Annotated in this window: 12 protein-coding genes; 6 read left to right on the plus strand and 6 right to left on the minus strand. The window is 47.2% G+C overall.

Annotated features, from left to right (window positions below):
• Positions 1 to 614: 614 nt before the first annotated feature.
• Positions 615 to 1,646, plus strand: coding sequence for a glycosyltransferase (locus tag JGK20_RS30755; protein ID WP_293187033.1), 1,032 nt, complete (start codon positions 615 to 617; stop codon positions 1,644 to 1,646).
• A gap of 550 nt (positions 1,647 to 2,196) precedes the next feature.
• Positions 2,197 to 2,970, plus strand: coding sequence for a DUF1350 family protein (locus JGK20_RS30760; RefSeq protein WP_293187035.1), 774 nt, complete (start codon positions 2,197 to 2,199; stop codon positions 2,968 to 2,970).
• A gap of 15 nt (positions 2,971 to 2,985) precedes the next feature.
• Here JGK20_RS30760 and JGK20_RS30765 read toward each other — a convergent pair whose 3' ends face one another.
• On the minus strand, positions 2,986 to 3,495 hold the full coding sequence (locus JGK20_RS30765) for an ATP-binding protein (protein WP_293214364.1): 510 nt from the start codon (positions 3,493 to 3,495) through the stop codon (positions 2,986 to 2,988).
• A 549-nt stretch (positions 3,496 to 4,044) separates the two neighbouring features.
• A complete protein-coding gene (locus tag JGK20_RS30770) occupies positions 4,045 to 4,275 on the minus strand; it encodes a hypothetical protein (RefSeq protein ID WP_293187037.1) in 231 nt (76 codons plus the stop codon).
• A gap of 243 nt (positions 4,276 to 4,518) precedes the next feature.
• Here JGK20_RS30770 and JGK20_RS30775 point away from each other — a divergent pair, with 243 nt between their 5' ends.
• Complete coding sequence (locus JGK20_RS30775) at positions 4,519 to 5,655, plus strand: SpoIIE family protein phosphatase (RefSeq protein ID WP_293187038.1); 1,137 nt, start codon at positions 4,519 to 4,521, stop codon at positions 5,653 to 5,655.
• 56 nt (positions 5,656 to 5,711) lie between these two features.
• Here the strand turns inward: JGK20_RS30775 and JGK20_RS30780 are convergent, their stop codons facing one another.
• The 4 genes from JGK20_RS30780 to JGK20_RS30795 form a co-directional block, all read right to left on the minus strand.
• Positions 5,712 to 6,038, minus strand: coding sequence for an STAS domain-containing protein (locus tag JGK20_RS30780; protein ID WP_293187039.1), 327 nt, complete (start codon positions 6,036 to 6,038; stop codon positions 5,712 to 5,714).
• A 231-nt stretch (positions 6,039 to 6,269) separates the two neighbouring features.
• Positions 6,270 to 6,974: a helix-turn-helix domain-containing protein gene (locus JGK20_RS30785; protein WP_293226723.1), complete on the minus strand. Its 705-nt coding sequence runs from the start codon at positions 6,972 to 6,974 to the stop codon at positions 6,270 to 6,272.
• Between the two features lie 149 nt (positions 6,975 to 7,123).
• Complete coding sequence (gene dps / locus JGK20_RS30790; protein ID WP_293208897.1) at positions 7,124 to 7,672, minus strand: DNA starvation/stationary phase protection protein Dps; 549 nt, start codon at positions 7,670 to 7,672, stop codon at positions 7,124 to 7,126.
• Between the two features lie 111 nt (positions 7,673 to 7,783).
• On the minus strand, positions 7,784 to 8,044 hold the full coding sequence (locus JGK20_RS30795; protein WP_293187042.1) for a sulfiredoxin: 261 nt from the start codon (positions 8,042 to 8,044) through the stop codon (positions 7,784 to 7,786).
• A 440-nt stretch (positions 8,045 to 8,484) separates the two neighbouring features.
• Between JGK20_RS30795 and JGK20_RS30800 the strand changes: the two genes are divergently transcribed.
• The 3 genes from JGK20_RS30800 to JGK20_RS30810 all read left to right on the plus strand — a co-directional run.
• A complete protein-coding gene (locus JGK20_RS30800) occupies positions 8,485 to 8,739 on the plus strand; it encodes a hypothetical protein (RefSeq protein ID WP_293187043.1) in 255 nt (84 codons plus the stop codon).
• Between the two features lie 182 nt (positions 8,740 to 8,921).
• Positions 8,922 to 9,893, plus strand: a complete 972-nt coding sequence (locus tag JGK20_RS30805) for an Hpt domain-containing protein (protein ID WP_293187044.1) — start codon at positions 8,922 to 8,924, stop codon at positions 9,891 to 9,893.
• A gap of 66 nt (positions 9,894 to 9,959) precedes the next feature.
• Positions 9,960 to 10,064 (plus strand): helix-turn-helix domain-containing protein (locus JGK20_RS30810; protein ID WP_293233309.1); only part of this gene is annotated, 105 nt, incomplete at its 3' end.

The raw sequence follows: 10,064 nt of genomic DNA on the forward strand, positions 1-10,064 counted from the left end.
TTAGCCATGAGTCACCCACTATTTTCAGCCAATTTAACGAGTTGTGGACTTCCTTCTCGACCTTAACAGGCTGGCTGGTACTGACAGAACTGCGGTTTACAAACCGGATAATTGAGCCTTGGTTTTCGGCATTCCAGATATTATCTCAATTCTAGACTTATCTTGTCCAGCAAGCTTTGATTAAGTTTAGATAACTATTTCGCCCTGTAAGTTAACCTCTTCTTTCCCCCAAGGCAGGAAGTTTGATATAGGAAGTTAATTTTCTTAATTTCCTGTCATAAAACTTAATAAAGCTGTATAATCCTTTGCGGAAAGCACTGTTGATTCTATGTAGATATACGAACGCTCAGAAACAGCATCCTATTTTTGCCCTTGCTGGCATACACGCCAGGGGGTGGAAGCTCGAATCATCTAGCGCCGGACATTATGCTTTGCAACTTAACTGCTCAAACGCGAGCTTTCATCGCACTAGATCCCAGTCAGTGCGTTTCACAGCCAGCAATTTTCAGTTTCAGCGGAAAATCCTTACTTTCTTCGTATTCTAATTTCAGGGGTCATATGTGGCGAAGACTATACTTCGGCGAACAACTACCAAAACACAACTAATTCAAGTTATGAACAGCCCAAAAGTCAGTGTAATAATTCCTGCATTCAATGCAGCCGAAACCCTGGCCGAGGCCGTTGCCTCCGTAGTTAATGGCAGCCACAAGCATCTAGAAATTTTAATTGTTGATGACTGCTCGACAGACGATACTAGAAAAATTGGTGCTAGGCTGGCTAAGCAAGATTCGAGAATTAAGTTCTATAGAAATCCCCACAATTATGGGGTTTCCAAGTCAAGAAATTTAATGATCAAGCGGGCAACCGGCAAGTATGTAGCGTTTCTAGACAGTGACGATACCTGGGAACCCAACAAGCTAGAAGTTTGTTTGAAGATGCTCGCAGACAATCCCGAAGTCAAAGCAGTTGCTCACGCTTTGCGGTATTTAGACAAGCATGGCAACAAGTTGAGTTACGTTCCTACCTATCCTACAACTAAAGCCGAAATGCAGGCGATTAAGGAGACAGGCGAAAGTCCTTGGGTTTTCCCGTCTTCTGTGGTAGTCGATCGCTTCATTTTGCTCAAAGAAGGTGGCTTTGCAGAAGATTGGGAGGTAGGAGAAGATACAGAGTTATTTACCAAAATTGCTCAAAAGCACGGCTTGCTAGCCGCGACAGCACCTTTGGGAAATTATCGAATTAGAGGAAACTCTCTCACAGACAAGCACTGGCTGAAAAAGCGCATAGCTTCTGAATGTGTCAAGGAAAACCAACTGCGGCGCTTGCGGGGAGAAAAAGAGTTATCGCTCAACGAGTACGAACAGTTGTGCTTTAACAATTTGCCCCTTTTGCCAAGGCTCAACAAATTCCGAGAAGTTTTGGCACTGCACTACATGAGAAAGGTGGGACAAAGTTGGTTGAATCGGGAGATTGTACTGACTCTGATTTATGGCATCGCTACGACAGCCCTCAATCCTCAAGCTACTCTGAACAAGTGGAAATGGATGAAATCTCACGAGAAGTTGAGCCGTCAAACGACAGAAAGCACCCGTCATGCAGCAGAATTTAATCCCCAGCGATCGTCGGAAGTCAGCGGTTTTTCCTAAAGGCTCTTGTATTTGTATGCAGGTTTTAATCTAAGACGGTTCGATCTGAACCGTCTTGGAGATAAAAGCCTCTGAAAAATAGATACGCTCGATCGCTCTGGCGTCGCGCGATCGCAACAAAGCGTTAACCATCGCGTATAGTGTTATATTCAGCCGCCAGCCTCAACCCGAGCGAGCCGGAAATAGCAGCCTGTGCCCGCCGTGCTATTTGCTGCCAAAACAATTAAAATAGATAAGGTTTCATTCAGTTGACAGTTGACAATTGACAGTTGACAGTTGACAGCAGTTGACAGTTGACAGCAGTTGACAAAGAAGGAAGAGGATTGGAGCAATCAATCGTCTTTTTTAAATTCCTCCCGATCGGGGTTCCGGCTTTAAACCAATTATTTATGGTAAGTAAAAAGCCAAGTTTTGTGAATAAAAATGGGTAGGAAACCTATTTGTTAGGCAGAAAGTAAAAGCAAAAAAGTAACAAAAATTATGCTTTCTACCTTTTTACCTGATACCTTCAGAGAACGATCGCCTTTTTACTTTGAACTAGACTAAATTTATGGACTGGCAAGAAATTTCTGGCAACTGGGTATTAATTCCCTCAAACTCGAAACCGATCGCGATCGTACATTTTCTCGGCGGCGCATTTGTAGCTGCTGCACCGCAACTGACCTATCGGTGGCTGTTAGAGGCCTTGGGGAATCAAGGATATGTGGTAGTAGCAACCCCGTTTGTCAATACTTTGGATCATATTGCGATCGCCCGCGATGTCCTCAACAAGTTTGAAAATGCCCTCGATAGGTTGCGCGCCAAGAAATTGCTCAAATCTTCCTATCTGCCTGTCTACGGCATGGGGCACAGCATGGGATGCAAACTGCACTTGCTGATCGGCTCGGTGTTTGACATAGAAAGAGCCGGCAATATTCTGATCTCTTTCAACAATTATGCAGCATCCGAAGCAATCCCGATCGTCGAGCAAATTTCCCCCGTCTTTAACGTAGAGTTTACCCCTTCCCCCCAAGACACCAACCGCCTCGTGCAAGATAGCTATCAAATCCGGCGCAATCTTTTAGTCAAATTTAACAGCGACAACATCGACCAAACCCTGCTGTTAAATGGTCTGCTAAAACAAAGATTTTCCGACATGATTACAGTTCAGACACTGGCCGGCAACCATCAAACGCCATTAGGTCAAGATGTTAGCTGGCCTGTCGGTCAAATTTTTACACCCTTCGACGCGATCGGCCAATGGGTAAAACAAGAAGTGTATCGAGAATTAAATCAATTAAAACGGACAATTCTGCTGTGGCTAAACCCTCTGTCGCGCGTTTAAAAGCCGATGAGCCGATCAACCCAAAAGTTCGTCCGGCAACTGCAAAATATCATCTTCGTCGTCCGTCTCGGGGATAGGAGTATAGTTTTTGACGATCGACAGACAGTTACGACCATCAGCCGTTCTGGTATAACTGAGACTGTCTGCGATGTCTTTCATCAACTTGAGGCCCCGCCCGCCCGAAGCTTCAGGATCGATCGTTTTCGACATATCTTGAATTTTTTGCTCTAAATCAAAGGGAGAGCCCGAATCCCAAATTTGAATCTCTACAGATTCAGCAGACACCACCACGTTAATCTCCACCGGCAAATCCGGCCGTTTGCCCTCGTGGGCGTGACGCACCGCATTTGTAAAGCCCTCAGCCAAAGCCAACTGACAGCGTATCCACACACTTGCAGGAATTCGCTGCTCGTATAATTTTGCAAACCAGGACAAAACTGGCTCTAAAGCACTCTGGCCAGTATTGACTTGAAGAGCCGCTTTCTTTAGGACTTGCAACTTTTCGGAACCTTTTAATTCAATCACGCTCAGCCACTAAAATTATAGTTCCGTGACATACTCCTACACTGATTGCAAGCAATACAGTGTAGGCTTCTCATCCAATCCAGCTATTGCTTCGGAGGCGATGAGCTTTGTTTTAAGTCCACGGAATGCCCTACCGCAGACTGTAAATTTCTTACCTTGTACCCTACAAATTTTACTGCCCTGGATGAGATGCTGGCTGATTCGCACTATCGGACAAACCCGGAGGTAATTTGCATTAATCAAGATGTGCCTACTTGCTTCTATGCTGTGCAACGGAGTCGCTTACCAATAATCGCAATGCTACTGGACAGAGGCTGATCAGACACCGATAGGGGTGAAGTTAACCAAATTTATTCTATCAAATTTATGGGTACAAACAAAATATGACAGCTCATTTCCGACCTACCCTCTTCCCTCGCCTCCGGCATTGGTCAGAGGATTGTCGTCAACTCGCTCGCAATTCATCTCATCACCTCCCTATCGGGCAGGTGAAAGGCTTCTTGCTGTTTTATTAGCTAAAATAGAGGCAAATATTATACTGCCTGTACTTTACGTTGTTAACTTTTTTGCCAAAATGCGGGCAACTGCTAGCGCCAACATCACCCATCGCAGTTCTTCAATGGCAGCGTCATTTTCCAGTTGCTGCTGCGGCGGCTGACCGTGTAAAACCAAGCAAAATTGAATGGGAGTTCGACTGTACTGGCTTGTACTGCTAAAAAAATAAATGTCAAATCGAGTAATTAGCTGTTTACGATACCAGAAGTCGCGCCCCGATGTCAATTCGCCCCTGCTGCCCAAAAAAAATCTATCAAAGTTTATGTTCTGAGGATAAACTGGGTGAAGTTCGACCCAACCAAAATTTGCATCAAATTTAAAGGTAAATTGAACTCGATGGCTGGCCGGCAAAAGCATTTACCTGAAAAGCGATGTTATTAGACTATACTCAATCTCAGACAATCGCCCTCACAGGATATATTTTAAATGACCCCCAGACCTTTGAAAGACTTGTAGTACCCGAGTGCCATGTTTCAAATTCTGGTTATTGACGATGATACGGCTGTTCAAGAACTGCTGAGAAGAACCCTGAAAAAACAGGGTTACGAAGTGACAGTAGCAAGCAATGGCGAAGACGGCGTGGCCCAGGCGCAAAAATTGCGTCCGGCGCTGATAATTTGCGATTGGATCATGCCGCGTTTGACCGGCATTGATGTTTGCCGTCGAGTTAAGGCTGATCCGGAACTGTCAACTACACAATTCTTTTTGTTGACTTCTTTGGGATCGATCGCCGATCGAGTCAAAGGGCTTGACGCCGGTGCCGACGATTTTATCTCCAAGCCGATCGAACTCAACGAATTGCAGGCGAGAGTACGCGCAGGATTGCGGCTGCACCAACTCAGCCGAGATTTGAAAATTGCCAAGCAAAGCCTGGAAGCAGAGTTAGCCGAAGCAGCGGAGTACGTGCAATCGCTGCTGCCCGATCCGATGACGGAACCTGTCAGCATCGAGGCAAAATTCATTCCCTCCCGGCAGTTAGGCGGAGATTGCTTCGACTACAACTGGCTGGATGCCGATTATTTGGCGATTTACTTGCTCGACGTAGCCGGTCACGGTTTGCGGGCGGCGCTGCCTTCTGTGGCGGTGCTGAATTTGCTGCGATCGCGCGCACTGCCCAACATTGACTACTACAAACCGAGCGATGTTTTGCGGGCCCTCAATACCACCTTCCAGATGAGCTACCAAAATGACAAATATTTCACCATCTGGTATGGCGTTTACAACCGCATTACTCGGCAGCTAACTTACGCCAGCGCCGGTCATCCCCCGGCAGTGTTAATTTCCCAGTCCCCTGCGAGCACGGCTAAAATCAAGCAATTAAAAACCCCCGGAATGCCAGTTGGGATGTTCCCCGACGCCCGCTATGTCGATAATTGCTGCGATGTCGAGGATTTAAGCACTCTCTACATCTTTAGCGACGGGGTATACGAGATTCACCAACCTGACGGCAATATCTGGGGGCTAGACCCTTTCATCGACCTGCTAGCATCTTACAACGGTGCAACTGCCGATCAGTTAGAACTGGTTCTGAACTACATTCAAAAGTTGAACGCTAAAGCAGTTTTTGATGATGATTGGTCTTTACTCAAGATCAACTTTGGCTAGCTGACCTCTTGCATCACATTTGCAACCAAATGGCAAGAAGACAGCAGCCAAAAGAGTTAGTTAGTGGAGACAATTTTGCGATTAAAAGCATCCCGGGTCGGAAAGATCTCGAAAACTCGATCCATGCTGGTGAGTTCAAATAAAATGCGGATTTGCTCGTTGATAGAACAGACGACTAATTGACTCCCAGCGGCCCGGACTGTTTTGAGCGCTAATACTAAAGCGCCCAAACCAGAACTATCCATAAAAGTCACATCAGTGAAGTCTATCAATACCACATCGGCTCCCGCTTCCACTAGGTCGCTAATCTCTTGGCGGAATTGACTTGCCTTGGTGCCGTCTAAAATGCCAGAGGGCTGAATAATTTTAACTACAGGACTCATATTTTGCGATGGGAATGTCAGAATTTCTAGCCAGACTAGGCTAAGTATAGCTGCGAGATGGACTCCGATCCAAATAAGAGAAACGGAAAATCCGAGAACGGGAGAATATTGTTGAGTGCAAGAGATGGCGCTCTTTGCGGATGGGAACGCCGATCGGACTCGCAGCGCTTCGCCACCGCGAGTGAATTGTGAGAGGGGGACAATTTTTGTTCTGCTGAATACAGAATGGCATCAAACTAAGCTAACTTTGGCGCGGTAGAGGAGTTTATCGCCTTGTGTGTAGCCTGTATAGCGGACTTTGACGGGTTCTCCGGCCTGGGCTGTTCCTTCGATGAGCTGGTGCTGTTGCGGGTTGTAGGGAATCTCTGCTCCGACTGGGGCGATCGACTCTATGCCCCAATGCTGCAATAACTGCTCGACGGGGCGTAGCAACGGCAGCAGTTTCTGGGCCCGCAAGTGGTGATTTTCCTGAGCTTTGCTGGCAGCAGTCGGCCACTGCAACATCCAAGATTCTAAAATTTGTACGCTAGCAAGCTGGAATTCCTCCATCAAAGACGATCGCTGCTGTGCGATCGCAGCTTGGAGGCGCTGATATTCTTGTTCTAAGGCTGTGGGTGGTGCCTTTTCTAACTCTACAAAGTCTGGCGCCAGGGTTGCGAGCAGTTCATTTAAGGAAATTTGCAAAGCTTGACTAATTTTGAGCAGGATGTCGGCTCGGGTTTTCAAAGCTAAGCCGCGACGCAGGCGGATGACCTGAATTTCGGGAACTCCTGCTTTTTGGCTGAGTTCTCGATCGCTCGAAATCCCGGCCTGTTGCATCAGCCGTTGCAGTTGAGGAGCATAATCTGGAATATTAGCTGCCACGAAAATTTCATCCAAATTAATAAATGGACATATTCTCGATCGTAAACTGTCGGGAGCCGATCGGAAATACATCTTTGGGGCGGGCTAGGAGCAACGGCCCACAAAAGTTGTGGCACAGGCCAGAAAGCCTGTGGCGGGCTCTCCGGCCCACCCCACAAAAGTTGTGGCACAGGCCAGAAAGCCTGTGGCGGGCTCTCCGGCCCACCCCACAAAAGTTGTAGCTATTTGACGGCAACTTTCTCAGCGACGGCTGTTGCAGTTGTCGCAGAAGCTTGCAAATGCGCTTCTAGGAACCACAAACGTTTGTCAATAGCCCGCGAAATTTCGGTGTACAAGTCGGCTGTATCGGCGTCGCCAAGTTCTGATGCTTTGTCGATCGCAACTCGTAGATGTTGGGCGTAGGGTGCATAGCGATCGGCTAAAGCAGTGACGTATTCCTTGCCATCTAGAATGTCGAAAGGAAATTCTGGCAAAATCGAATCTGCGGCTGCTGTGCGGGCTGTTCCGACAGCCAAACCGCCCAAAGCAGTGACTCGTTCAGCAACCGTATCGACGTATTCTTCGAGTTCCCCGGCCATTTCGTCAAACAGCAAGTGCAACTGATAGAAGTCCATGCCTTTGACGTTCCAGTGAGCTTGCTTGACTTGAGTTTTTAAGTCCAGAGTGGTTGCTAGCGTGGCGTTGAGCAGCCCGACTATGTTCGATCGGGTGGCGGCTGACATATCGATGCGCGTCGGGTAAAGGTGTTGTTTGTGGTTGTTGGTAGTCATAGGTTTTTAGGTTGTTAGTGGTGATTGTCGATCGAATATCTGAGACTGTTTTGACAGTTTTTGCAGTTTTGGCTGTTTTGGGCGATCGAATATTTGCCTGTCGTGAATTGCTCAGGCTAGGTGCATCTGCAACACAGCACGGGGAGCTCGGCGGATTTTGCACGGGATAGTTTCTAAACCGAGGCGCTGGCAAGCTTCGTACCGGTGGCAGCCGGAAAATCCGTAATACTGGCCATCTACTTCTAGCACGTCGATGGGCTCGTTTAAACCTACCTCCCGGATGGATTCCATGAGGGCGGCTACTTTAGTTTGGTCGTTGACTCGCGGCAGGGGGCGGCGAATCTGGTTGAGAGGAATTTCTTCGATCCTCATGGCGGCTCTCTTTTTTGCTTCTTGTTAAATCATACTCGTAATGACTTCGACTTGGCAAGAGAAATGTCGGGAAATTTTGAGCTTGGGAGAACGGGGGCGTGCGATCGACCGTTTGCTGTAGTGTTTGAGGTATAACAAAAAGACAGAGGTCAAGCCTGTTTTTAGCGGTAAACGCGTTCAGCGTGGTTTATATAGAGCCTCAACTGGCAAAACAATCAATGCTGACGTAGATGTCTAACATTGACTACTTTTGGGTAGCTTTGTCCATGTTTTTACGAGCGGTTAGAAAATCCTAACTACTGCTATTTTGACAGGAAGTCCCCAAAAATAATTTATTGGTAACACGCAGCACCGCTAGGATTTTTCATGCCTTTCGATAGATCGATCGACCTCAACGTTCTAGGTACAGTGGGACAAAAGATAAATTGTGGTTTGATATTATGGCATCATCCCAACCCCTCAAAGGTCTTGAATTGATCGACTGCGCCAAAGCCAATGCCCAACAAGGAATCACCACAGCCGCCGAGCTTTGCGGCTACGGAAGCGACCTCAACACTTTTGAGCGGGAACTCAAAGAAGCTTGCCAAAAAATCGGCGTCGAAGTCAAGGAATTGAACGACTTGATTACGGATCAGCAGATGATCAAACAAGGAATGGGCATCGAAATTGCTCCAGATACTCCCTCAGAACTCTAAAATCGATCTCCAGCACACCAGGAAAGAGAGCTAAAACCGCCCAGACACGAGTATTGTCAGTCTTTCACAAGAGGCAGGCTAGAATATTTTGCATGGGAGCTTCTGACTTTTGGCAGGAGTCGTGTTTCCTCCCACGAAGATGGTTCTTTCTGGAGGATGCTGAGATTGTTAGGAGGACTGTCGTGTCAGATCAGCAAGATCGAATAATGCGTTTGTTTATAGAGGAGGCTAAGGAGCACCTCGATACTCTAGAAAATGGTTTGGTGGATTTGAAGTCCACGATGAAAGACCCCGAAATGGTCCAAGAGATGTTTCGAGCCGCCCACTCTGTGAAAGGAGGGGCGGCTATGCTCAGCTTGGATAGTATTAAAACAACCGCTCACCGCTTGGAAGATTGTTTTAAGGTACTCAAGGATGGGCCCGTCAAGCAAGTTGACCAAACGGCAGAATCTCTATTTTTAAAGGGAGTTGATACGCTTAAAGACTTGCTGGCGCGACTGGAAGGGCCTTTTGGCTTGAGGAATGAAGAGGGAGAAAAACTCGTCCAGCAGGTGATGCCAGTTTTTGCTCAACTGGAAACTCATCTCAACAACTTGGCGGCGGGCAAAGTTGTGGCGGTTGCTACTGCTGGAACTCGTGCACCTGTCGCGGCTCCAACAGCGGGCGCCGCGCCGGGGAATTTTGCTGTTCAAGTGATGGTTTTACTGAAAGAGATGTTGCAGGTGTTCAAGCAGAAAGAATCTGCTGCTAGCCGTCAGGAATTGGCGACTGCGTGCGCTCGACTCTATAAGTTGGGAGCTAAATTTGAGCCTTGGCAAAATTTAGTTAAAACTGCTAGAGGGGCGATCGTTAATCCCAAAAACTCTTATAAAGTCTTAGCTCCGCTGATTATCAAAGAGCTCAAGGATGCGGGAGATTTGGTGCAAACGGGGAAAGTTAAGACGATCGCTCCGAGTAAAAATTTGCTACTTTTGGTAGCAGCCCCAAAACCAGCAGAGGTAAGCGCCCCAGCAGCCCCAGCAGCAGCGTCGAAGCAAGTAGCTCTTCCCGCTGAACCTAAGGCGGTAGTCAAGCTTTTGCTCAAAACCTTCAACAAAAAGCAACTCTCGGAAATTGCCAAGTTACTGGTTCACGCCATTAAATCCTCTTCCTAGGAGCAAGAGTTAAGTGGCAAATAGTTTGCTAAACTTATCTAAAGTTGATTGCTGAGAGTCAGTTCCATGTTTGCCGTCAAGCGAGCGCTCAAATTGAATAATCAAGAAGCGACCTTGATGGCAAAACACGCAGGATTTCGGCGCGTGGTATTTAACATGGGTTTGAGCCTG

The sequence above is a fragment of the Microcoleus sp. PH2017_05_CCC_O_A genome (assembly GCF_020738785.1).
Taxonomy (GTDB): Bacteria; Cyanobacteriota; Cyanobacteriia; order Cyanobacteriales; family Microcoleaceae; genus Microcoleus.

Excerpts from the sequence above, each read along its gene's own strand:
- JGK20_RS30795 (WP_293187042.1), bottom strand. The coding sequence starts at position 8,044 with ATGAGGATCGAAGAAATTCCTCTCAACCAGATTCGCCGCCCCCTGCCG.
- JGK20_RS30785 (WP_293226723.1), bottom strand. The coding sequence starts at position 6,974 with ATGTATTTCCGATCGGCTCCCGACAGTTTACGATCGAGAATATGTCCA.
- JGK20_RS30780 (WP_293187039.1), bottom strand. The coding sequence starts at position 6,038 with ATGAGTCCTGTAGTTAAAATTATTCAGCCCTCTGGCATTTTAGACGGC.
- dps (WP_293208897.1), bottom strand. The coding sequence starts at position 7,672 with ATGACTACCAACAACCACAAACAACACCTTTACCCGACGCGCATCGAT.
- JGK20_RS30760 (WP_293187035.1), top strand. The coding sequence starts at position 2,197 with ATGGACTGGCAAGAAATTTCTGGCAACTGGGTATTAATTCCCTCAAAC.
- JGK20_RS30755 (WP_293187033.1), top strand. The coding sequence starts at position 615 with ATGAACAGCCCAAAAGTCAGTGTAATAATTCCTGCATTCAATGCAGCC.
- JGK20_RS30800 (WP_293187043.1), top strand. The coding sequence starts at position 8,485 with ATGGCATCATCCCAACCCCTCAAAGGTCTTGAATTGATCGACTGCGCC.
- JGK20_RS30775 (WP_293187038.1), top strand. The coding sequence starts at position 4,519 with ATGTTTCAAATTCTGGTTATTGACGATGATACGGCTGTTCAAGAACTG.